26 protein-coding genes, 1 tRNA gene and 1 riboswitch (1 of these 28 only partly in view) are annotated in these 22801 nt (G+C 50.8%); of the genes, 21 read left to right on the top strand and 6 right to left on the bottom strand.

Annotated elements, in window-relative coordinates; translation table 11 throughout:
* The first annotated feature begins 2 nt into the window (after window positions 1-2).
* From FD25_RS12655 to FD25_RS12645, 3 genes are all read left to right on the top strand, one after another.
* Complete coding sequence (locus FD25_RS12655) at window positions 3-731, top strand: L-ribulose-5-phosphate 4-epimerase (protein ID WP_057804616.1); 729 nt, start codon at window positions 3-5, stop codon at window positions 729-731.
* Between the two features lie 52 nt (window positions 732-783).
* Window positions 784-2208, top strand: coding sequence for an L-arabinose isomerase (gene araA / locus FD25_RS12650; RefSeq protein WP_057804615.1), 1425 nt, complete (start codon window positions 784-786; stop codon window positions 2206-2208).
* Between the two features lie 109 nt (window positions 2209-2317).
* Complete coding sequence (locus tag FD25_RS12645) at window positions 2318-2881, top strand: sugar O-acetyltransferase (RefSeq protein ID WP_057804844.1); 564 nt, start codon at window positions 2318-2320, stop codon at window positions 2879-2881.
* A 465-nt stretch (window positions 2882-3346) separates the two neighbouring features.
* Here the strand turns inward: FD25_RS12645 and FD25_RS12640 are convergent, their stop codons facing one another.
* A complete protein-coding gene (locus tag FD25_RS12640; protein WP_057804614.1) occupies window positions 3347-3535 on the bottom strand; it encodes a hypothetical protein in 189 nt (62 codons plus the stop codon).
* Between the two features lie 131 nt (window positions 3536-3666).
* Here FD25_RS12640 and FD25_RS12635 point away from each other — a divergent pair, with 131 nt between their 5' ends.
* The 5 genes from FD25_RS12635 (at window position 3667) to FD25_RS12615 (ending at window position 6902) form a co-directional block, all read left to right on the top strand.
* Window positions 3667-3984: a biotin/lipoyl attachment domain-containing protein gene (locus tag FD25_RS12635; protein ID WP_057804613.1), complete on the top strand. Its 318-nt coding sequence runs from the start codon at window positions 3667-3669 to the stop codon at window positions 3982-3984.
* An 18-nt stretch (window positions 3985-4002) separates the two neighbouring features.
* Window positions 4003-4887 carry an RluA family pseudouridine synthase gene (locus tag FD25_RS12630; protein WP_057804612.1) on the top strand — a complete coding sequence of 295 codons (885 nt, stop codon included), beginning with the start codon at window positions 4003-4005 and terminating at the stop codon, window positions 4885-4887.
* 12 nt (window positions 4888-4899) lie between these two features.
* Complete coding sequence (locus FD25_RS12625) at window positions 4900-5640, top strand: DUF1003 domain-containing protein (protein WP_057804611.1); 741 nt, start codon at window positions 4900-4902, stop codon at window positions 5638-5640.
* A gap of 237 nt (window positions 5641-5877) precedes the next feature.
* Complete coding sequence (locus FD25_RS12620) at window positions 5878-6417, top strand: GNAT family N-acetyltransferase (RefSeq protein ID WP_057804610.1); 540 nt, start codon at window positions 5878-5880, stop codon at window positions 6415-6417.
* An 89-nt stretch (window positions 6418-6506) separates the two neighbouring features.
* Window positions 6507-6902 carry a hypothetical protein gene (locus tag FD25_RS12615; protein WP_057804609.1) on the top strand — a complete coding sequence of 132 codons (396 nt, stop codon included), beginning with the start codon at window positions 6507-6509 and terminating at the stop codon, window positions 6900-6902.
* 128 nt (window positions 6903-7030) lie between these two features.
* Here FD25_RS12615 and FD25_RS12610 read toward each other — a convergent pair whose 3' ends face one another.
* Both FD25_RS12610 and FD25_RS12605 read right to left on the bottom strand, forming a co-directional pair.
* Window positions 7031-7363, bottom strand: coding sequence for an AzlD domain-containing protein (locus FD25_RS12610; RefSeq protein WP_057804608.1), 333 nt, complete (start codon window positions 7361-7363; stop codon window positions 7031-7033).
* Entirely contained in the window at window positions 7354-8058 is a 705-nt protein-coding gene (locus FD25_RS12605) for an AzlC family ABC transporter permease (RefSeq protein WP_057804607.1), read from the bottom strand. Before FD25_RS12605 ends, FD25_RS12610 begins: the two co-directional genes overlap by 10 nt.
* 219 nt (window positions 8059-8277) lie before the next feature.
* Here FD25_RS12605 and FD25_RS12600 point away from each other — a divergent pair, with 219 nt between their 5' ends.
* Window positions 8278-8517, top strand: coding sequence for a MerR family transcriptional regulator (locus tag FD25_RS12600; protein WP_057733053.1), 240 nt, complete (start codon window positions 8278-8280; stop codon window positions 8515-8517).
* A 175-nt stretch (window positions 8518-8692) separates the two neighbouring features.
* Here FD25_RS12600 and FD25_RS12595 read toward each other — a convergent pair whose 3' ends face one another.
* Both FD25_RS12595 and FD25_RS12590 read right to left on the bottom strand, forming a co-directional pair.
* Window positions 8693-9415, bottom strand: a complete 723-nt coding sequence (locus FD25_RS12595) for a DUF4811 domain-containing protein (protein WP_057804606.1) — start codon at window positions 9413-9415, stop codon at window positions 8693-8695.
* A complete protein-coding gene (locus tag FD25_RS12590; protein ID WP_057804605.1) occupies window positions 9415-10902 on the bottom strand; it encodes an MDR family MFS transporter in 1488 nt (495 codons plus the stop codon). The genes FD25_RS12595 and FD25_RS12590 overlap by 1 nt, the downstream gene beginning before the upstream one ends.
* A 233-nt stretch (window positions 10903-11135) precedes the next feature.
* Between FD25_RS12590 and FD25_RS12585 the strand changes: the two genes are divergently transcribed.
* The 7 genes from FD25_RS12585 (at window position 11136) to FD25_RS12555 (ending at window position 16564) form a co-directional block, all read left to right on the top strand.
* Complete coding sequence (locus tag FD25_RS12585; protein WP_235807933.1) at window positions 11136-11552, top strand: MerR family transcriptional regulator; 417 nt, start codon at window positions 11136-11138, stop codon at window positions 11550-11552.
* A 519-nt stretch (window positions 11553-12071) separates the two neighbouring features.
* Window positions 12072-12632: a GNAT family N-acetyltransferase gene (locus FD25_RS12580; protein WP_057804603.1), complete on the top strand. Its 561-nt coding sequence runs from the start codon at window positions 12072-12074 to the stop codon at window positions 12630-12632.
* 158 nt (window positions 12633-12790) lie between these two features.
* Window positions 12791-13690 (top strand): cation diffusion facilitator family transporter, encoded by a 900-nt coding sequence (locus tag FD25_RS12575; protein WP_057804843.1) that lies wholly within the window; start codon window positions 12791-12793, stop codon window positions 13688-13690.
* 58 nt (window positions 13691-13748) lie between these two features.
* Entirely contained in the window at window positions 13749-14396 is a 648-nt protein-coding gene (locus tag FD25_RS12570; protein ID WP_057733064.1) for a metal-dependent transcriptional regulator, read from the top strand.
* A 173-nt stretch (window positions 14397-14569) separates the two neighbouring features.
* Window positions 14570-15325 carry a threonine/serine exporter family protein gene (locus tag FD25_RS12565; protein WP_371862396.1) on the top strand — a complete coding sequence of 252 codons (756 nt, stop codon included), beginning with the start codon at window positions 14570-14572 and terminating at the stop codon, window positions 15323-15325.
* Window positions 15326-15337: 12 nt separating this feature from the next.
* Window positions 15338-15787, top strand: a complete 450-nt coding sequence (locus FD25_RS12560; RefSeq protein ID WP_057804602.1) for a threonine/serine exporter family protein — start codon at window positions 15338-15340, stop codon at window positions 15785-15787.
* Window positions 15788-15895: 108 nt separating this feature from the next.
* The gene (locus tag FD25_RS12555; RefSeq protein ID WP_057804601.1) at window positions 15896-16564 is read left to right on the top strand and encodes a phosphatase PAP2 family protein; all 669 of its coding nucleotides are present in this window, start codon (window positions 15896-15898) and stop codon (window positions 16562-16564) included.
* Window positions 16565-16667: 103 nt separating this feature from the next.
* Here FD25_RS12555 and FD25_RS12550 read toward each other — a convergent pair whose 3' ends face one another.
* Complete coding sequence (locus FD25_RS12550) at window positions 16668-17459, bottom strand: lp_1002 family arylesterase (protein ID WP_057804600.1); 792 nt, start codon at window positions 17457-17459, stop codon at window positions 16668-16670.
* 119 nt (window positions 17460-17578) lie between these two features.
* On the opposite strand from FD25_RS12550, the gene FD25_RS12545 reads away from it, so the two are divergent.
* The 5 genes from FD25_RS12545 to FD25_RS14240 all read left to right on the top strand — a co-directional run.
* Window positions 17579-18112 carry a GNAT family N-acetyltransferase gene (locus tag FD25_RS12545; protein ID WP_057804599.1) on the top strand — a complete coding sequence of 178 codons (534 nt, stop codon included), beginning with the start codon at window positions 17579-17581 and terminating at the stop codon, window positions 18110-18112.
* A 59-nt stretch (window positions 18113-18171) separates the two neighbouring features.
* Window positions 18172-18351: riboswitch (Lysine riboswitch) on the top strand.
* Between the two features lie 115 nt (window positions 18352-18466).
* Window positions 18467-19972: an amino acid permease gene (locus FD25_RS12540; RefSeq protein ID WP_371862395.1), complete on the top strand. Its 1506-nt coding sequence runs from the start codon at window positions 18467-18469 to the stop codon at window positions 19970-19972.
* A gap of 219 nt (window positions 19973-20191) precedes the next feature.
* Entirely contained in the window at window positions 20192-20824 is a 633-nt protein-coding gene (locus tag FD25_RS12535; protein WP_057804598.1) for a deoxynucleoside kinase, read from the top strand.
* Window positions 20825-21108: 284 nt separating this feature from the next.
* Entirely contained in the window at window positions 21109-22380 is a 1272-nt protein-coding gene (serS, locus tag FD25_RS12530; RefSeq protein WP_057804597.1) for a serine--tRNA ligase, read from the top strand.
* A gap of 402 nt (window positions 22381-22782) precedes the next feature.
* A tRNA-Val gene (locus tag FD25_RS14240) sits at window positions 22783-22801 on the top strand (it continues 65 nt past the right edge of the window).

Raw genomic sequence — 22801 nt, 5'->3', positions numbered from 1 at the left:
GAATGTTAGAGGAATTAAAGCAAGAGGTTTACGACGCCAACATGCAGTTACCTAAGTTGGACTTGGTTACCTTTACTTGGGGTAACGTTTCCGGAATCGACAGAGAAAAGGGCTTGTTCGTCATCAAGCCTTCCGGGGTCGATTACGATACGCTCAAGCCTAGCGACATGGTGGTTGTTAACCTCAAAGGTGAAGTGGTTGAAGGGGATATGAACCCTTCTAGCGACACCCCAACGCATACCGTACTTTACAACGCCTTTCCGAACATTGGTGGGATTGTTCACACCCACTCACCTTGGGCCGTATCCTTTGCCGCTGCCAAAATGGACATTCCGGCAATGAACACCACCCACGCTGACACGTTCTTCACCGGAGTTCCGGCGGCCGACGCGTTAACTAAGGAAGAGATCGAAGAGGATTACGAAGGCAACACGGGGAAGACCATCGTCAAAACCTTCAACGAACGGGGCTTGGATTATGAAGCCACACCAGCTGCTCTGGTGAGCCAACACGGTCCGTTCGCTTGGGGCCCGACCCCAGCTAAGGCGGTTTACAACGCCAAGGTCCTGGAAGTCGTTGCGGGTGAGGATTACCACACCATGCAATTGACGCGGGCGAACTCGGAGTTACCGCAATACCTGTTGGATAAGCATTATTACCGTAAGCACGGGAAAAACGCTTATTATGGGCAAAACAATGCCAAGTCGCAAGATCACGCGGCGCGTCAATAAATTTGGTTACAACGATATAACATCAATCATTCATTCAAAGGAGTGCTCGAATATGTTATCAGTTCCTAATTACGAATTCTGGTTTGTTACCGGTAGTCAACACCTTTATGGTGAAGAACAATTAAAGTCCGTTGCCAAGGATGCCCAAGACATCGCTGACAAGCTGAACGCTAGTGGCAAATTACCTTACAAGGTGGTCTTCAAGGATGTCATGACCACTGCCGAAAGCATCACTAACTTCATGAAGGAAGTTAACTACAACGATAAGGTTGCCGGGGTTATTACCTGGATGCACACCTTCTCCCCAGCTAAGAACTGGATCCGCGGGACGGAATTATTGCAAAAGCCATTGCTGCACTTAGCAACGCAATACTTGAACAAGATCCCATACGCCGACATTGACTTCGACTACATGAACTTGAACCAAAGTGCCCATGGTGACCGTGAATACGCCTACATCAACGCACGTTTGAAGAAGAACAACAAGATCGTCTACGGTTACTGGGGCGACGATGATGTTCAAGACGAAATCGCTCGTTGGGAAGACGTTGCCGTAGCTTACAACGAAAGCTTCAAGGTTAAGGTTGCCCGCTTTGGCGATACCATGCGGAACGTTGCCGTTACTGAAGGTGACAAAGTTCAAGCTCAAATCCAAATGGGTTGGACGGTTGACTACTACGGAATTGGTGACCTGGTTAAGGAAATCAACGCCGTTAAGGATGCCGACATCGACAAGGAATACGCTGACCTCGAATCCAAGTACGAAATGGTTCAAGGCGACAACGATGCTGAAACTTACAAGCACTCCGTTCGCGTTCAATTACAACAATACATTGGGATCAAGAGTTTCTTGGAAAAGGGTGGTTACACTGCCTTCACCACGAACTTCGAAGACCTCTACGGAATGGAACAATTACCTGGTTTAGCCGCACAACTCTTAATTCGTGACGGTTACGGCTTCGGTGCCGAAGGTGACTGGAAGACCGCTGCTTTGGGCCGTGTCATGAAGATCATGTCCCACAACAAGCAAACGGCCTTCATGGAAGACTACACGTTGGATCTGCGGAAGGGCCACGAAGCCATCCTTGGGTCTCACATGTTGGAAGTCGACCCAACCATTGCCTCCGACAAGCCACGGGTTGAAGTTCACCCATTGGACATTGGTGGTAAGGCTGACCCAGCTCGTCTGGTCTTCACTGGTTCCGAAGGTGACGCCATCGACGTTACTGTTTCCGACTTCCGTGACGGCTTCAAGATGATCAGTTACGCCGTAGCTGCGCACAAGCCAGAAGCTGAAACGCCTAAGTTGCCAGTTGCTAAGCAACTCTGGACGCCAAAGGTTGGTTTGAAGACCGGTGCCATCGAATGGATGAAGGCCGGTGGTGGTCACCACACCATGCTTTCCTTCTCCTTGACCGAAGAACAAATGGAAGACTTTGCTACCATGGTTAACATGAACAAGGCTTTCATCAAGTAAGTTAAGTGATTAAATAGTGGGGCGTTCGACTGTGAGCGAATGCCCCGCTATTTTTATACCCTCAGACATTTAGGAGGTTACGGAATTGGGTTTAAGTGAAAAAGAAAAGATGATTGCCGGTAACCAGTTGTTTAACGTCTACGACGATGAGCTAGTGGCTGAACGGGCGGCGGCCCGTAAACAGGTCGAGGCGTTTAACGCCTTGGGGGAGAGTGATCCGGCTAAGAGTCAGGCGTTGATTCGCCAGCTTTTTGGCAGCACCGGGGACGCGGTCAGTGTCCACGCCAACTTCCGGTGTGACTACGGTTACAACATTTATGTGGACGATGACTTCTTCGCCAACTACGATTGCGTGATGTTGGACGTAGCGCCCATTCGGATTGGCAAGCACTGCTTGCTCGGACCGAAAGTGCAACTCTACTCGGTCAACCATCCGGCAGAACCCGAACTTCGCCGGAACGGGGCTATGGGCGTTGGTAAGCCGATTACTCTGGGCGACGACGTTTGGGTCGGTGGTGGCGCCATTATCTGTCCGGGCGTCACGTTGGGCAACAACGTGATTGTCGGGGCCGGTAGCGTGGTCACCAAGTCGTTTGGGGATAACGTGGCGATTGCCGGTAATCCAGCCCGGGTGATCAAGTCGATTGCGCCGAAGTCGCCGGTCGACGATTAACTAATTTGATGACTTAAACGGCCTGGCAACTGCTAGGTTAAGCTAAAAAGACGCCACTCGTTATGGAGCGGCGTCTTTTTAACTTAGTTTACCTGCTTGGTAGAGTAACTAGGGTGAAACAGGAATTTGGCGGCTACGGAACCCGTCAAGAAATGGATTAACCAATCGGACTATTAAGTCAATACGTCAATTGTGGTGGGACCACAGATTGTGTATGCTGAACCTAACCGTCGCCCGACACCGAATAGGATGGTTAGAGAGGAGCGTTGAGGATGAGTAAAAAGGTCGTCGAAAGATTGACGTTTATTGGGACCGTTTTGACCACAATTTTTAGCATTACAACAGTGATTGGCCTGCTGTATCGTCGTTAAGTCACCGTTAGTTAAGTTATCGCCGTATCTGGTCTCTCAGGGGATTAAAAAACGACTAAGCCCGTAATTCATGGCTTAGTCGTTATCATTTGGGCTAAGAGAAGAAGATCCAACCACCCATGCAGGTGATTCCTAAACTGACGATTAAGTAGAGTCGGGATAGGAACCGACCGTCGACCTCCGCTTTCATCTTTGGTATGAGCTTCAAGAGAACGAAGAAAAAGAAGATGACCCCAATCACCATAATTAACGTTCCCGTCATCATGTTTTTACCAACTAACATTTTAACTCCCCCTTTATGGGTTCTATTATAACTGGTTTCGCGGCAAAATGGGGAATTATTCCCCGGGTAATCCGGGGCTATGGTAGAATAAAAGGGAATTATGACTGAAAAAATTGAAGGGGTGTGACGAGATGATTGATCGGTTAGAAACCAGCGCCGATGCGTTATGGTTAACGCCGCAAGCACCGGGAATCGTGCGGTTGGGTTTTGCGGATAATGGGCGTGAATTGGTCGGACCCGTCAAGCACTTGACGTGGCAGACGCAGACGGGGCGCGTTAATTTGGGGGATCCCTTTTTAATGGTTGAGGGAACCAAGGAAACCATCGTTTTACGGTTCCCACTAGCTGGGCGAATTAAGCAGATTAATCCGGACTTGGTCGCTCACCCCGAATGGCTAGACACGCACAACGATGCGCGTGACTGGATGGTTGATTTAGATGATGAATAAATAGGAAGGAAAGAATCTATGAAGTTATCCTGGGCCGTGACGGCTCCCGTTACCAGTATGAAACGTTTTTTAAGCCAGCAGGGCATTAGTCACCGGGGGTATAGTGACCTCAAACACCGGGGCATTATTTGGGTCAACGGTCGCAACGTGGATCAGACGGTTCAACTTCAGGTGGGGGATGAGGTCACCGTGATTTTGCCGCCCGAAGTAGCAGACCCCGAGGTGGCCGTGAGTACCGAACCGGTGACCGTACTTTTTAGTAACCGTGATTGGGTGATCGTCGATAAGCCGGCCGGCCTCAACGTGGTTCCGGGACCGGCCAACCGGACGGATACCTTAGTGAACCGGCTAAAGGGCGCCTGGCAAGCGGAAAATGCCGAGAATATGGTGCCCCATATCGTGACGCGCCTGGACCGCTTTACCAGTGGTTTGGTCTGGGTGGCCCGCCACCGGTTGGCCAATAGCTTGGCCAGTCAACTTCAGGCGGCCCATACGGTGGATAAGCGCTATTTGGCCATCGTTAGCGGACAACTTACCGCCGATCACGACCTGATCGATGCCCCGTTAGCGCCTGATCCGGCGGGCTACAACCAGATGGTCTCACCAGCGGGAAAACCGGCGCAGACCGAGTACTGGGTCCAAGAACGGTTTGCTGATGCGACGTTGGTTAAGGTTCAGTTGCATACAGGGCGCACCCACCAAATTCGGGCCCACTTTGCCTCACTGGGGCACCCGCTAGTGGGCGATGAGTTGTATCACGGACCGCTGCTGGGGGGCATGTCGCGCCAGGCCCTGCATGCGGCGACGTTAGATTTTACGGATCCGTTTACCCAGGAAGCTCGGCACTTCAGTAGTCCGGTACCGGCCGACTGGCAAGCGTTGGTCGCCGCGCTACGACAATAGGAGGACGATAGGATGACAACGGGGGAGCAACTCACGTGTTTGGTGGATCATCAGCCAATCGCGGTTGAAAGTAGTTTACAGTTAGCGGAACTGGATGCCAATTTACGGAACCGCATCAAGCGGGATTATCCGCAGGCTAAGGTGACGGACTATATCTGCGGCCACCACCTCTTAAAGTATCGTTTGGATCGGGTAGACGCGATGATTAACGCCGATCTCAAGCAAACTAAGAAGATTAATCATAAGTTGACCCGGGCCCTGCAAAGTGACGACTATGACGTGGTTGACGTCAACGAAATTTTGAAAAACAGTTTGACGTTTGGCCAAAAGGTGTCCGACGACGTGGCCCGGTTCGGCGGCTCGTGGGGCTTTATCTTCGTCTTCATGTTCGTGTTACTTGGGTGGATGATTGTGAACGGGTTGCACCTGTTTGGGGTGAATTTTGACAACTACCCCTTCATTCTGTTAAATTTAGTACTTAGTTGTGTGGCCGCGATTCAGGCGCCCATCATTATGATGAGCCAGAATCGCTCGGCGGACCGGGATCGCATGATGGCCGAAAACGACTATCACGTGAACCTGAAGTCTGAACACGAATTACGTCTCTTGCACGCCAAGGTGGATCATCTGGCTCAAAACCAGTTGCCCCATACCATGGAAATCGAACGCTTCCAGTTAGAAATTCTGGGTGAAATTCGCCAGGAATTAGCTGAATTACGCGAAGCCACCAAGCAGACGCCACCAACACGGTAACACGAAGGGAGTTTCAACATGCGTACCTGGGTAACGGCTAGTACCCTGTTCGTTGTGGGTCTGATCTTTGGTCACCGCGCGGCAGGCCACGCGGCTCATTAAGTGAGTCGATCAACGTGGCGAATCCGTTGACAAATAGGGAATCCTCCGTTAATCTGATGATATATCAGAAATGGAGGATTTTTTGTGATAATTCGTGAAGCTCAACCAGCTGATGCGCCTCAGATAGCGCCGCTGATGAACTTGATCTATGATGAGATGGCACTGACCGACCTCGAGGACGTTCCTGGCCCCGACTTACTGAAGGTCATCACGGCAGCTTACCGCACCCGGACGTATTTATCCGGCGCGGCAACTACGGTGGTGGCCGAGGCCGATGGCCAAGTCGTGGGGGTGGCCTTTGGGTACCCCGGCGAACGAGAAGACATCGTGGATGATGTGATGGTGGACTTGACCACCCAAAATGCGGCCTTTGACGGGCCGTACGAACCGGAACCGGAAACCCATCCGGGGGAATGGTATCTGGATTCGTTAGCCGTTGATCCCGCTTATCAGGGGCGCGGAATTGGCCGGCAACTCTTGTCGGCCCTGCCGCACTATGCTCGGCGGGATCGCCAAACGGTGATTGGCTTAAACGTGGACCGGGAAAATCCGGGGGCGTTTCGTCTATACGAACGAATGGGGTATCAAGTGACGGGTCCTCAGATGATTGGGGACCACACTTACGATCACATGCAATTACGAATTGGACAGCCCGTCCAGACCATACACGCTTAATTTTGATAAGGACACCACGCTCGCCGTGGTGTCTTTTTAGTGAATAGCGTATAATAGGACAATCAACCATAGACGAGGAGGCACGACCCATGAAGGATCAGTTACAATTGGGCGATGATGAATTTGGCAAGATGATGTTGGTGCTCAAGCAGCCCGTCACGCAAGCCAACCACAAGGAGTTTAAGTTTTTAGATGGTGAAATGCAGGAGATTGCGCCCGATATCTGGGCAATGCCCGCTTACATGCAAGACGATGATGACTTCACCCTGTTCTTTTTAACCACGCAAATCGAATCGGGGGAAACCGTCGTGGCTTTCTCCACCGGGGATGCGAGTCACGGTGATTTCCGACTGAGCGAACCCATGGTCACGGGAGCGGGACTGAACCTCTTGAACGGTCAACAACCGGATCGAGCTAAACGCGTTTTGAAATTTTTAAATGACATTTCGCGGGCCGATGAAGGTAATTGGCGCATGATCGACTAAAGTTTGGTTGACTAATCAGGCGCGGCTTAGCGCTAGCATCAGAATAGACACCAATAACGGACCTTCACATTTTTTTGTGAAGGTCCGTTATTAGTTGGACTGATATCCCTGGTTAATCGTTATGGGAGTTAACCGAGATTAAAGTAGCGAATAACCGCCATGGCCATGATGCCGACCACCACGACGACCAATAAACTTTTGGTGAAGATACCGGCTAGTGTAGCGGGGATGGCAGCGTAACAGTTTGCCAGATTTAGCGTTGCCCAGTGACCGACGTGCGCCACAAAAAGACTCTGGCAGCACAGCGCGGTCATGATGGCGATGGGAACAAAGGTTAGAAAATCGATGACGCCCGCGGGCAACTGTAGGCGTTGGACTAACGCGAAGGGGAGGGTCCGTGAAAGTAACGTGACGGCGCCACACCCGAGGATGACCCAGAGTTCTGGTAAGGTTAATGACATTTTTTCAGCTCCATTCCGAAGAAACAGCCCAGGACGGTGGCCGTCAGGAGGGCAAAATTACTGTTTAAGAAGCGTAACGAGACGTAGTAGGCCAGGGCGACAAATGCCATGACCAGCAGTTGGCGGGTTAAGCCTAAATGTTTATCACTAATGAGCTGCAGGTAGACGAGACCGATAAACATCGCCGTTAACGCGAAGTCGAAGCCAAACTGAGCGGGATTTGTGATGAAGCTCCCCAGGATGGCCCCCACGATGGTGGCCAGACCCCAGACCAGGTAGGCGACCACGTTCGCGGCGGACTGCCAGGCAAAGCTGAGCCGGCCGTTGGTTTTGTTTTGCTTGTTCATGGCTAACGCGAAGGTCTCGTCGGTCACCAGCGAGCCAATCAAGAGGTTTTTGGTCAGCGACTCGTGACGAAAGGCTTGGGCGAGACTGGTGCTCATCAAGATCATCCGGGAATTGACCAGAAACGTGGAGAGGAGGATGGCCGATAGGGGGTCATGAGCGACCAGCATACTGGTGATGATGAATTGGGCGGATCCGGCGTACACGATAAAGGACAGGCCGGCCACCATGAGGAGGCTGAGGTGACTGGTGTTGGCGACGATCCCGAAGGCCAGTCCTACCCCGATGTACCCAAAAACGGTGGGGAGGACGTCCTTAAGACCGGCACGAAAGGTAAGGTCAGGCGTCATGGAATCAGAATCCCTTCTATGTAAAAATTTGATGATAAGACGATAAAAAAGCAATTAAAGACTAGTGTAAAACACTGCTACGACAAGGTAAAGCGTTAATTTTAGGGGGAGATCATGTGGGACCGAAAAAAGTCCGGGAGAAAAGGTTGCATTTTGGTAAAGGTGGCTGTATGATACTCTCATCAGTTAGAAATGAACGCAGAAAGTGGGGTAGTGACGATGAAGATGAACTTGACTGAATTAGCGCACTCAGCACACGTCGATGAGAGTCGGGTGGCCGAATACGTTGAGAACGGACTGTTAGGTTCCAACCATTCAACAACGGAATTTGATGATTCCGATCTGTACTGGATCGATATGATTCAGTGTTTTCAGGAAAATGGAACGTCTTTAAGTGACTTATCCGGGTTGATGCCACGTTGCCGGCAAGCCCAATCTAAGATGACCCAGTTAAGTTAATAGGGGTCCCTGAATACCACGAAAAACGTCACGGTCCGCGGACCGTGGCGTTTTTGTGTGGTTTAAGGACAAAATAAAGGACCTCGCTAAATTGGCGAGATCCTTTATTTAACTTGGGCGAAGACCGGGGTGAGACTTGCCGGTCTAGCGCAATAAAAGTCTTCTATTCTACTAATTATTGTTTAATCTGTTGAAGCAACCGTTGCATGGCTTGGGCCTGGTAAGCGGCCGTGGCCTGCTTGATAACTTGTTGCCGTTGGGTAGCACTCATGGTTGGATTCTTGGTCATGGCGGCCATGACTTGCTTTTGGACGTACGCCTTAGCGGCCGTCTTTTGCTGAGCCTGGTAGCTCTTAGACTTAACCAACTTTTGCAGTTTCTTCGCTTGGGATGCGCTTAAAACGGTCCAATTTTGATTAATGTAAATCGTGTTGGTTTCCTTCACGTATTTATGACCGTTGTCGGCTAATCCGAACCAGAACTTGAAGGTGCCGTTCTTGTACTCCCGGTAGGTCTTTTGAGTGACAATCCGGTTCTGACCGGTCGTGCGCTTAACCACGTTTTTCGTGGTGACCTTGGCCGCAGTATGCGCCGTCTTTTTGGCGTTAGCGCTGGTCTTGTAGACGTAGACGCGGTGCTTATCGGCCGTACCGACGGATTGATACAACATTAAAGGCATCTGCTTCGACGGGGAAGCGGAGTAGATCTTCGTGGTCGTGGTCTCGGTCACGTTATGCAGCCCGTAGTGGTCGTGATCGTTTTTCACGATAAATAGGGTGCTGACCATGACCCCGATGATCATGAGCAAGGTCAGACCGTTGGCCAGCCAACGGTTGGTAATGTAGACGTAACAGATAAAGGCGAGAATCGCCGTGATAACTAAGGTAACCAGAATCATTAGGCGGCACCTCCTTGTTGGGCGTCTTCATCAGCTAAATGGGTCGAGTGATTGCGACTGCCCTTTAAGAACATAGCCACGATCAAGGCGAGAACACTAAAGCCAATGGCAATCCAGAAGGCGGCGTGGTAACCAGCCAGAGTGGCGTTGATCGCCCGGTCGGCGTAGCTTAAGGGGTTCGTGGTTAAGACGTGCTTAGCCGGCATCCCGTTCTTGGTTACGTTGGTCAAGACACTGACCATGATGGCCGTCCCCACGGAACTGGCGACCTGCCGTTGGGTGTTGTTCACGGCGGTCCCGTGACTAATCATATCCATTGGCAAGGCGTTCATCCCGGCAGTGGTAGCGGGCATCATGACCATGGCAATCCCGAACATCCGAATGGCGTAAAGGATCACGATGTAGATGGTGGCACTATCCTTGGTAATCCAAGCGAACGGGACGGTTCCAACCGTTAACAGGAACATTCCCATTAACGCTAAACGCTTGGCCCCGAAGCGGTCGAAGGCCCGCCCGGTGATGGGACTCATAACCCCCATCATTAAGGCCCCGGCTAACAGGGTTAACCCGGAATGAAAGGCGGACATGCCCTTGACCATTTGAAGGTACAGCGGAATGACCATTTCGACACCGACCATGGCCATCATGACCACGGAACTTAAGATGGCCGATACCGTAAACTCTTTGGATTTGTAAACCCGGAAGTTTAAGAACGGATCGTCCATGACTAATTGCCGCCAAATGAACAGACCAACAAAGATGACACCGACAATTAAGGTGGTCAGCACGATGGCACTGCCCCAACCGTCGTCCCCGACGGAGGAGAAGCCGTATAACATGCTCCCAAATCCGATGGTCGACAGAATAACGGACCACACGTCTAACGGTTCGCGCTTGGTATCCAAGACACTGCGCATGAGCCAGAAACTAGCTAATAGGACGACGACCACGATGGGGATGATCATCCCAAACAGGTCCCGCCAAGTCCAGTTGTCGATGACCCACCCGGATAAGGTCGGGCCAATCGCTGGGGCCAGGCCGATAACGATTCCGGCGAGTCCCATGGCAGTTCCCCGTTTATTCGCGGGGAAGATGGTCAACATCATGGTTTGGAGCAGGGGCATGGAGACCCCGACCCCGACGGCTTGAACTAACCGCCCGATTAACAGCATCGGGAAGTTGAGCGCCGTCCAGCACAGGATGGTCCCGGCTAAGAAGATGGACATCGCCCCGATGTACAGCCACTTAGAACTGATGGTGTTGATCAGCCAAGCACTGATGGGGATCATAATCCCGTTAACCAGTAAGAAGCCCGTGGTCAACCATTGAACGGTTGACGTGGACACGTCGAATGCCTTCATTAAGGTCGGAAAGGCGGTCGACAAGATCGTCTGGTTAAGGACCGTACAGAATGATCCGACTAATAGGAGAACGACAAGTAGCGTCCGGTTGTAGGGCTTGCCGTTGGTATCAATTGCATTTCCCAAAATTAATTCCCTCTTTTATCTCAAAAATTATTTCTGGAACAAATATACTCAGTTTGATGTTCTTTGTCAACTAGCTTGACACACGTTTTATAAAATATATACTGTTTAGAGAAAAGTAAACATGAGCATAAGATTCGTTTATAAAATTCACAACCGCTTTCATTGGCGGTCTGATAGATATTAGAAAATAAGGTGGTGGCAAAGCAATGCTCACAAGAGAAATGGCCGATATTATGAAAAAAATTCCCGTAGATAGTGTGACGCTGGGAATTGGGGATGTGGCTCGAGCCACGGGGATTGCCCAAAGCAAACTCCGGTATTGGGAAAGTAAGGGCTACATTAAAAGTCAATCCGTAGCGGATAACAGTAACCGGAAGTTTACCTATAAGACGGTCCTGCAGGTGCAACTCATTAAGAGTTTTTTGGACGACGGGTATACGTTAACCAGTGCGGTCCAACGGGCTCGACAACGGGGCGTTTATCTGGATGCGTTACGCTCGTTTTTTGAGGATCGGTTTACGCACATGGAAGTCACGGACCAGACTGCGGTGATTGACCTCGGTAAGTTTGATCCCGCCCCGACGAAACATTTAGTGGCCAAACGCGGAACAACGGGCTGGCACTTCCAACTAGAAGATGCGGAAAATTAGGCTTTTTGATTGTACCGGGTCATTAAGAATGGTAGGCTAAAGATGCGGAGGACTCACGAACTGAGGCAGTCAAAACCTTCGATGCTAATCGATCTTCTGGCTGGGTTAGCAGACATTCATGTTGTTAACGTGTTGTGAAACCAGGCGAATAACCAAGAGTAATAGCGCGTTTATTTTTGCGCTGGACTACGCTAGCACAAGCTAACGTAAGCGATCGTAATTGAAACGACGTGTTTTTGAAAATTAACGTGTTTTGATTTTCACTCGCCTCGTTTGCCTCTGCAGGCCCCGTACGAAGTTTAGAAGGTTCTTCGCACGGGGCTTTCGTTTGCAGTTTTCTGAAAAAAACTGGTGAAAATGAAAAAATAATGAGGGGGTCAAAGCTTGGTAAATCAAGCTTTGACCCCCTCAGGTGATTTTCGGTCGAAAAAAGTGAGCTTGGATTGTTGTTTTTTAAAACGAACGTGTTAATATAACAAAATCAATTTTAAATTGAATTTATAAAGGATGGTGTGGCACATGCTGTTACGACAAGCAACTATGGCTGATTTACCAGAAATTGAAGCAATTATTCGGGACGGGCGCGACCTTTTGGCGGCCCAATCCATTGACCAGTGGCAGGGAATTTACCCGAACACGGCGGTCTTAGTTGATGACATTCACCAGGGATGGACGGTTGTCTTGGAGGAAAATCATGAGATATTGGGGACGGCGGCAATTATTCCCGGCGTCGATCCAACTTACCGACAAATCGATGGTCAGTGGCTGACGCATGATGCCGCCTACTTGGCGATTCACCGGGTGGCCGTTTCGGCTCACCACCACGGGCACGGCTTGGCCGGGGAATTGTTCCAACGCTTATTCGCCCAGATCGATCAGGCGGACCATATCGAAAGTATTCGGATCGATACCCATCCTCAGAACATGGCGATGCAACACATCATCAAGAAGAACGGGTTCACCGAAACCGGACGGATTGATCTGGACAGTGTGGGGCTCGCGGGCGTTCAGGACTTCGCGTACGAACGACTGACGGCCCACGTTCAACCAGAACACTTATTCCAAACATCACTGGCCTAACGTCAGTATTAAACGCTGTATAATAGTAAAGAAAGTGGTTTCACAAAAACGTGGAGCCACTTTTTGTTAGGAATAGTCAGGTTCCCCTCAAACCACCTTTTATTTCCCCCGAAACTCTGCCATAATAGAGATAGTTTGGTAACGGAGGGGTGGTTTTGGTGGAAAAGAATGGGTTAACGGGCGGCCGTTTTTTGCTCGTGACCGTTTTGAACGTGGTCATCACGGGATTCGAATTATTGGGAGGCCTCCTCTCGGGGAGCTTGTCGTTACTTTCGGATGCCTTTCATAATCTTGGTGATGCGCTATCCGTCATTTTAAGTTACGTGGCCCACCGCATTGGTGGCCGCCACCAGACGCGCCAGAACACCTTTGGTTACCGACGAGTGGAAATCTTAACGGCTTTGCTGAACTCAGGGTTACTAATCCTGGTTTCCATCGGATTAGGCGGCGAAGCCATCCGGCGGTTACTCCACCCGCAACCGGTCAAGGGCGACGTGATGTTAGTGGTCGCGGTGGTTAGTTTTGCGGCTAATCTCCTCTCCACCCTCCTCTTAAATAAGGGCGCCAAGCACAATCTCAACATTCGGGCGACGTATTTGCATTTATTGAGTGATGCGCTAGCTTCGATTGGGGTGATCGTGGGGGCTTTACTGATTACCTTTTGGCAGATTAGTTGGGTGGATCCGCTCATCAGTTTACTGGTGGCCGGCTACATCATTTACGAATCTTGGCCAATTGTGAAACAGACCTTCGAGATTCTCATGGAAGGGGCCCCGAAGCTCGATTACGAGGGAATTGCACGCGATATTTGTGCGTTACCCCAGATTGAGGGGGTTCACCATTTGCACGCTTGGCAGATTGATGAAAATAACGTGGTTTTCTCCGTACACGTGAATATGGCCGATCTGCCGTTAAGCCAGGTCGAACCGGTTTACCGGCAGATTGAGGCGTTACTCTGTCACAAGTACGACGTGAATCACGTAACCATCCAAGCGGAGTGTCACCGCGGAAAAGACGAATCCCTGTTTTATAAGCAAAATGATTGGCGGCATGATTGACCTTGCACGCAATACCGCTTGTTGAATGACGTATCGATTTAGATGAGGTGAACAAAGTATGACTCCGATGAAGGAGGACTATTTAAAGATTATTTTCGAACTGGGCGGGAAACAAAAAAAGGTTTCCAATAAGCAAATCGCCATTAGTTTGAATATTGCTGCCGGCTCAGTGACCGAAATGGTCAACAAAATGGCTGCCGAAGGGTTAGCGGAACACACACCGTACGCGGGAATTTCGCTCACTAGCAAGGGGATTCGGCTGGCTGAAGACTTAGTGCGTAAGCACCGGATCTGGGAGGACTTCTTGGTGGAAAAGTTGGGCTACGAGTTACCCGACGTTCATGATGAAGCCGAGGTCTTGGAACACGTGACGAGTCCTAAACTGGTCAACGCGTTGGATGACATGTTGGGGCATCCGACCCATTGCCCCCACGGTGGGGTGATTCCTGACCGATTTGGCCACTACCACGAAGACAGTCACACCGTCTTGAACGATGCCAAGGACGGCAGTGTGGTGACCGTTGATCGGTTTATCGATAATCACGATCTCCTCACGTATCTGGGCGACTTGAAGTTAGACATCGGGGACCAACTCAAGATCGAAAAACACGATCCATTTGAAGGGCCCGTTACGGTCCGGAATCTGACCGACGATGCCGAATTAATCGTTAGTTACAAGGCGGCGCACTATATTTTTGTAAAATAACTCAACTTAAACGGCCACCGGTGCGACGGAGCGCGACGGTGGTCGTTTTTGATTGGGTAAATTTAACGTGTTGTTTTGAAAAGGGCTGACGTATAATAATTAAAAAAGTTATGGATGGGGCGCGTCCGACTGGTGTCGTGGGGCAACAACGGCTCATTAAAGGAGGAATCGCCGTGTCAGCGTCGACAGAACACGATCAGTTAATCTTACATACCGCGTTAACGGCGGGACGGATCATGATTGAGAACGGCTCGGAAATTGAACGGGTGGAAGATACTATGACCCGGATTGCCACTAACGCCGGGGCCCAAACCAGCCAGCTATTCGTCATGATTACCGGGATCTTGATGGCCATCAACGGCGAGGTTGGGGCTCAGATTCAGCCGGTCAAGCGGCGGACCTTTGACTTAGAGAAAATTGCGGTGGTCAACGAACTTTCCCGGGAGTTTGCGGTGCAGCAGATTACGTTACAACAGTTTGCGGATCGGCTGGATCACCTGGATAGTGTTAGTAAATATTTTCCGTTTTGGCTCCAACTGCTAGCGGCCGCTTTAGTGAGTGGCCCGTTGGAAGTCGTGTTTCGACATAACTTGCACGATTTTTGGATCACCTGTTTCGTGGGGATGGTCGGCTGGGTGGTCTACTACCTCATCAGTAAGTACGTCGAAATTCGGTTTTTGGCGGAATTTGCGAGTGCCGCGGTGATTGGATTACTGGCAGTGTGGAGTCATCACCTAGGGCTGGGAAACAGCGTGGACGACGTGATCATTGGCAGTGTCATGCCGTTAGTCCCCGGGGTCCCCATCACTAACTCGGTCCGAGATATTCTGGCGGGGAACCTGGTGAGTGGGCCGGCGCGAGGCGTGGAAGCCCTGGTGAGTGCCGCGGCCATCGGCTTTGGGATTGCCATGGTCTTACAATTTGTTTAGGGGGGAACGACCGTGACGATTACGGAATTTATCATTGATGTGGTTGGCAATTACGTGGCGACTATTGCGTTTGGCATCCTTTTAAACATTCCCCGGCGAGCGTTGAATCTCAGCGGTTGGATCGGCGTTTTAGGCTACTTGCTGTACCAATTCATCATCGTGTTGGGCGGCGGGTACGTCGTCGGCAATCTCCTGGGCGCCGTGGCGATTGGGGTGGCGTCCTTACAGGCGGCCCGTTGGAAAAAGATGCCGATGATTCTGTTCAACATCCCCGCACTGGTGCCACTGGTACCCGGTGGTCAAGCCTACGAGATGATCAAAAATTTTGCGTTAGGCCAAAATGATACGGCGTTAACCTTCTTACTGCAGGTGGTGATGATCTCGGGGGCCATTGCCTTTGGGTTCTTATTGTCCGAACTGGTCAACCGCCTACGTCAACGGGCCTGGCGCAAGCGCGAGTAAAGTTTTAGGAAATTGTTAAGCATTGGGTCCCTAGATATTTAACGGTGGGGTGGTATACTCAATTGCGAGGAGTTTTTCAATCAGGTATGACGAAAGGAATCTAATCTCATGATGCTATTTAACCGGGATCGAGACCGACCATGGAAGTTCGGCTTGACCACGATCCTCTTTTTGATTTTGGCGTTTTTTGTGAAGACCCAAAACGCTTACGTGGCTTTCTTGGACTCATCAATTGTCGATGTGGTGCAAAAGACTCAGCCGGGGTGGAAGACCCTGATGTACCAGGGAGTTTCGATTCTGGCCGAGCCCAAGCTCGTGATTGTCTGGACCTTCGTGCTAGCGTTTCTGCTGTGGGGCTTTAAGTTTAAGGTTCCCGCACTCTGGTGTCTAGCCACGTTGATCGGTGGTGACGTCATCGCCGCCGTTGTTAAGAACGTCGTGCAGCGAGCCCGCCCGGCGGGACACCTGGCCGCTGACAACGGCTATAGTTTTCCCAGTGGTCACGTCTTCGGGACGTTTCTACTGATCGCCATGATTTGGCTAATCTTGATTCCCATGATTGCGACACCATGGCGCGCATGGGTGGTGCGGATCATCGTTCTAATCTGGATGGCCTTAGTGATGGCTTCCCGGGTCTACCTGAACGCCCACTTCCCCACCGATACGTTCGGTGCCGCCTTATTAGCTTATCTATGGTTACAGGTGGCCCAGGGGCTGTACATTCGCCTGGCGCCGGTGATGAAACGGTGGCCATTGTTAAAGAAATCAGAGATTTAATGTAGAATATTAAACAAAAAGGACTTCGCCAGATTTGGTGAAGTCCTTTTGATTAGTTAGGGTTAATCGATGCTTCAATTGATAAGGAACGGCTCGGTGGTGGCTAGTCTAGTTCGGCCAACCATTCCGTGGCCAAGTCCAGCCAGTGGGCCACGTGCGGTAGATCAGTGCCTGGTTTCCAGGCCGTGACGGAGTTTGCTAGGGCTAAGCCGTGGGGACCGTGATGGAAAACGTGTAATTCGGTATCGACGCCGTGAGCAATTGAGGCTTGGGCGTAAGCGAGGGCGTTTTGAACGGGAACCAACGGATCACTAGCCGTGACCCAGATAAACGTGGGGACGTTCTGCGCCGTGACGTGTTGGTCGGCGGCAATGGCCGTGGGATCATCCGTCCATTGGGCCAACACGGCGGTGTCGCTCGGGAAGCCGGCGGCCGGAGTGATGACCGGGTAACCCAGGATGATGGCCCGTGGTTGGATTTCTTGAGGCGTGGTGTGGGCTTGCTGATTCAGGGCGTCACTGGCCCATTGGTCGTTGAAAAGTGCGACAATGTGACCGCCCACGGAGAAGCCGGCCAAGGTAATCTGGTCGGGGACCAGCTGCCACTCTTGGGCGTGTTGCCGGAGCGCCGCGACGCTTTGGGCCAGTTCCACCACGGGTGCGGGGAGCAGGGGCCGTTTTTCCCCCACGAAGCTATAGCGCAAGAAGAAGGCCTGATACCCCTTGGCCGACCACGCTAAAGCGAGGTCTTCGGCCTGTTGCTCGGGGATGTGGGTGTAGGAACCGCCCGGAACGATGATGATGGCGGGATAAGTGGCGTCCGGTGCATCCCGCCGTAGGTAGCCTTGTAGATAGGCTTGAGAGTCTTCTGAGAGGACGTGCTTGATGATTTGCATTTGAAAAAACCTCCAAGATAAGTCATGATAAACAGTGATAACGGGTATTTGGGATACCCGCAATAAGCTACGTTCATTGTACCGCAAAATTGAACGGGCCCAAGAAAGAAGGTCAGGAAATGCCACCAGAAATTGTGACCGCCCGGCTCCGGTTACGGTCCTTGACGACTAGTGATTTGGCCGCTTATCAAGCCATTGTGAGTGATCCCAGTGTTGCCCAGCCGGCGGGAGTGACCTTACCGTTGTCTGCGCAACACGCGGCTAATAGTTTGCGCGCCGATCAACAGCAACCCTTAGCCTATGCGGTGACCATACGACCGGCGGACTCCTTGGTTGGGACGGTGATTGGGTATGAACACGTGGATGCCCTGGGGGGCCTTGATCGAACGGCCGTGGAACTGGGCTACTTTTTGGCACCAGCGCTTTGGGGGCGCGGCATCATGCCCGAAGCACTAACGGGCCTGTTGACGACCTTGACGCGGATTGAAACGCCGATTAAAACCTTGTGGGCGACCAGTTTAGCGACGAATCAACGCTCACAGGGGGTCTTAAGTCACTTAGCATTCAAACTGATTGACGACCAAATGATGGTGCCTAACCCCGCCAACATGGCGTTAGAGCGACATTTGCTTTACCGGTATGACCTACCGTGAGTTAAATTAGCCATTTTTAGTCTTGCAATGTGGGATTAAGATGTCTATACTACGAAGTATCGAATAGAAGAGGCGCGATCAACAAGAGTCGTTTTCCGGAGGTGGGCCACACCGACGAGGGAAGACAAAAGGGGCGATCGCCGAAATTTAAACCGTCGACCAACGGTTTAGGTTGGGTCCTGGTTCAACAAATCAGGGACTGTCGCAGTCGAATAGGACTGCGGGGCGCTTTCAACGATATTGACTTGGATTTTGACTTCCATCTCTTTCGCGAAGCTCTTTTGCGAAAGAGATTTTTTAGTTTACTAGGTCGGTTCGAGAAGGTCCTTCTATAACCAGAAGGAGGAAGTAAGTATGGAACAGAGCATGACGAACGCAACAACAAGTAAGGCCTCAGATTCGGTTAAGCGGGGGCTCAAGACGCGTCACGTTTCCATGATTGCGTTAGGTGGATGTATCGGAACTGGACTCTTTGTCGCTAGTGGGTCGGCGATTTCGACGGCCGGACCAGGTGGGGCGTTAGTGGCCTACACCGCGATGGGGTTAATGGTGTACTTCTTAATGACTAGTTTAGGGGAAATGGCCACGAACATGCCCATTTCCGGGTCGTTTGCCGCTTACTCAGCGAAGTACGTGGATCCAGCCTTAGGGTTTGCCATGGGATGGAACTACTGGTTTAACTGGGCAATTACCGTGGCCGTCGATATTTCCACGGCGGCTTTGGTCATGAAGTTCTGGTTGCCCGGCATTCCCGGCTGGATCTGGAGTCTGATTGCCTTAGTCATTATCTTCACCATCAACGCGTTATCCGTCCAAGCCTTCGGGGAAACCGAATTTTGGATGTCGTTGATCAAGGTGGTCACAATCTTCGTCTTCTTGGCCGTGGGACTGTTGACTATCGTGGGGATCATGGGGGGTCACGGACCTGGTTTGAGTAACTTCACCTACAAGCAAGCACCATTTGTGGGTGGGTTCCCAGCAATCTTAAGTGTCTTCGTGGTCGCAGGATTCTCGTTTCAAGGAACGGAACTGGTTGGGATCACGGCCGGTGAATCGGAAGATCCTTCGCACAGTGTGCCTAAGGCGATTAACCAAGTGTTCTGGCGGATTATTTTATTCTACATTTTAGCCATCTTTGTCATTGCCGCCGTCTTACCTTACACGAGTCATGATTTGTTAGGCTCTTCCGCTAGTGACGTGGCCATCAGTCCCTTCACGCTGGTCTTCCGGCGTGCGGGCTTAGCCGCCGCTGCGAGTGTTATGAACGCCGTTATCTTGACGTCCGTGATCTCCGCTGCCAATTCCGGGATGTATGCGTCGACGCGGATGTTGTACTCCTTGTCCAAGGAAGGCTACGCACCACACTTCTTGGAACGGACCGGGAAGAACGGGATTCCTTATCCCGCATTGCTGGTCACGACATTCGTTGCCGCGTTGACCTTTATCAGTAGTATTGCCGGACCAAAGATTTACATGTGGTTAGTGGCTGCTAGTGGGTTGACCGGATTCATCGCGTGGTTCGGGATCGCGTTGTCACACTTCCGGTTCCGTCGGGCCTTTATCAAGCAAGGCCACAAGTTATCAGAATTGAAGTATCACGCAAAGTGGTTCCCAATTGGACCAATCCTGGCACTGGTTCTATGTATCGCCGTGATTGTGGGTCAAGATCCGCAATCCTTCTTCTCCGGTAACTGGGAACAAGTTCTGGTAACCTATATCAGTGTTCCTCTGGTCTTAGTGCTCTACATCGGGTACAAGCTCAAGAACCACACCAAGTTGATTCCGTTGAAGGAAGTTGACGTGGCACCGGTCCACAAGGAAGGTACGCTGAAGAACAACGCGGCTGCCGAAAAGGACTAGCGTTTTAACTTAAAAATTAACGACGGGTGACCGGATTGGCCGAAAGGCTGGTACGGTCACCTTTTTGTGGGGACCCTTAGCCAAAGTGGGTAAATTGGGTCCTAAAAAATGACCACGACATGTTGTCTTTTCAAAAGCAGGTTGGTACAATATGTGGTGTTGTTTTTTGCGCCCGGAGAGATTCGGGGGACGGTAACGGAAATAAAGGAGAGATATTGCATGCTTGTATTATCGGGAACTATTGGGGCTGGCAAAACGAGCCTGACGAATTTATTGGCTAAACATTTAAATAAACCAGCATTTTATGAATCGGTGGACGATAACAAGATTCTGCCACTATTCTACAAGGATCCCCAGAAGTATGCCTTCTTACTGCAGATCTACTTCTTAAACAAGCGGTTGGACAGCATCAAGGCGGCCAACGCCGATCAAGAAAGCGTCATGGACCGGTCGATTTTTGAAGATTCCCTGTTGTTCCATTTGAACGCCGACTTAGGTCGGGCCACCAACACGGAAGTGGACATCTACGATTCACTGCTGCAAAACATGATGCAGGAATTACCAGAAGCCACCTACCAGAAGAACCCCGACCTGTTGATTCACATCAACATCTCGTTTGACACCATGCTCCAACGTATCAAGAAGCGGGGCCGGTCTTACGAACAGATCGATACCGACCCGAGCCTGTACAATTATTACCAGGAACTCGACCAACGGTACACGGACTGGTACGCCAACTATGACAAGTCACCGAAGATGCAGATCAACGGGGATGACTTGGACTTCGTGGAAGACCCGGCGGCCCGGCAAAAGGTCCTGACGTTGATTGACGAAAAGATTGCGTCACTTTAAGACTTGTGCCGCTGACTGAAGTACGGTATGATAAGCGTACTTTCAAACACGGCCGTGCCTTATTAGTAGACGATCAGAGAAGCGGGGAAAGCTGCGAACCGCAACGTTGAATTATTCCAGCACGAAAATAGTGGGCAGGTAATGCTGCACGGTGCAAACCGTTATCATGTTCAAGGGTATTGTTGGGTCAGCCAACGGTGAACTTGGGTGGTACCGCGAAGGTCTTCGTCCCATGTGACGAAGGCCTTTTTTGTGCCACAATTAGCAGAAGGGAGAAACAAGACATGTTAGATTTAAAATTGATTCGCCAAGAAACGGACTTTGTAAAGGAAAAATTAGCCACCAGAGGCGTGGACCCCGCAGACATCGACGCCTTACTGGCAATGGATGCTAAGCGGCGGCAACTGATCACCAAAACGGAAACCATGAAGGCCCAACGGAACACGGTCTCGGATGAAATCTCAACCATGAAGCGTAACCAGCAAAACGCCGACGACAAGATTGCCGAAATGCGCCAGGTCAACACCGACATCAAGACGGTTGATGCCGAATTGGAGACCTTAAAGGCCCAGGTGCAAGACGCAGCGGCGCATTTACCGAATATTCCGAACGATAACGTGCCAGTTGGGTTGGACGAAACGGGTAGTGTGGAGATCCGGAAGTGGGGCGAGAAGCCGAACCTGGACTTCACTCCCAAGGCCCATTACGAAATTGGTGAAAACCTGGAGATCCTGGATTTCGAACGGGGAGCCAAGGTTTCCGGGAGTCGCTACCTGTATTACATGGGCGCTGGCGCACGGTTGGAACGGGCCATCTATAACTTCTTCTTAGATGAAAATACTAAGGCGGGCTTCAAGGAAGTCTTACCACCTTACATCGTGAATGGCGATTCCATGTACGGGACGGGACAATTTCCGAAGTTTAAGGAAGACGTTTATTCGTTAGCCGGTCAGGACATGACCCTGATCCCTACGGCGGAGGTCCCGTTAGTCAACTACTACCGTAATGAAGTGATCCCAGCCGAAAAGTTACCGGTCTGGTTCACGGCGTTGACCCCCGCATTTCGTTCGGAAGCCGGGAGTGCCGGGCGCGATACCCGCGGCCTGATTCGGTTACACCAGTTCAACAAGGTCGAAATGGTGAAGTTCTGTAAGCCGGAAGACTCCTGGAACGAATTAGAGGCGTTGACCAAGCACGCTGAGATGCTGCTACAGAAGTTGGGACTGGCGTACCACGTGATTACCCTGACCACCGGGGACATGAGCTTTACGGCCGCCATGACGCACGATTTAGAGGTCTGGTTCCCCGAACAAGGGACATACCGAGAAATTTCGAGCTGTTCGAACACGACGGACTTCCAGGCACGGCGGGCCCACATCCAATACCGTGATGATAATGGGAAGTTGCAATACGTTCACGCGTTAAACGGATCCGGGTTGGCCGTTGGCCGGACGGTCGCCGCAATTTTGGAAAACTACCAAAACGCGGACGGAACGGTTACTATTCCCGACGTTTTGGTGCCCTACATGGGTGGCATGACCAAGATTACCAAGTAAATTAATGCCCACTTAGCCGGCGTAACTAGAAGTTCAGCTTCTAGTTACGCCGGCTTTTTTGCAGACAACGAGTGGGGAAGAACCGTTGAATGATCAAAAACCTCGTGATTTTGTAAAAAAATGCAGAAAAGGGGTAGCTTTTTTGCGCTGGTTACGCTATGATATTAAATGTTGTTGAGGGAGTAGTTATTCAGCTCACGAATATTTATTCAAAAGCGTTTCAAAAAAATGTTGACAACTTCCTCGCGACATGATAAATTGTAATAGTTATCGTTGAAGAGATTACAATGTGATCTTTAATAAAGAAATCCAGCGAATATTTATTCAAAAAGATTTCAAAAAAGATATTGACAATCTTCTCGCGACATGGTAAATTATAATAGTTGTTTCAAACGAGTTAGCGATTAACTTGATTGAACAT

The sequence above is a fragment of the Levilactobacillus acidifarinae DSM 19394 = JCM 15949 genome, from assembly GCF_001434835.1.
Taxonomy (GTDB): Bacteria; Bacillota; Bacilli; order Lactobacillales; family Lactobacillaceae; genus Levilactobacillus; species Levilactobacillus acidifarinae.
Note: the sequence above shows the minus strand (reverse complement) of the source record. Positions and strands in the feature narration are given on the sequence as shown.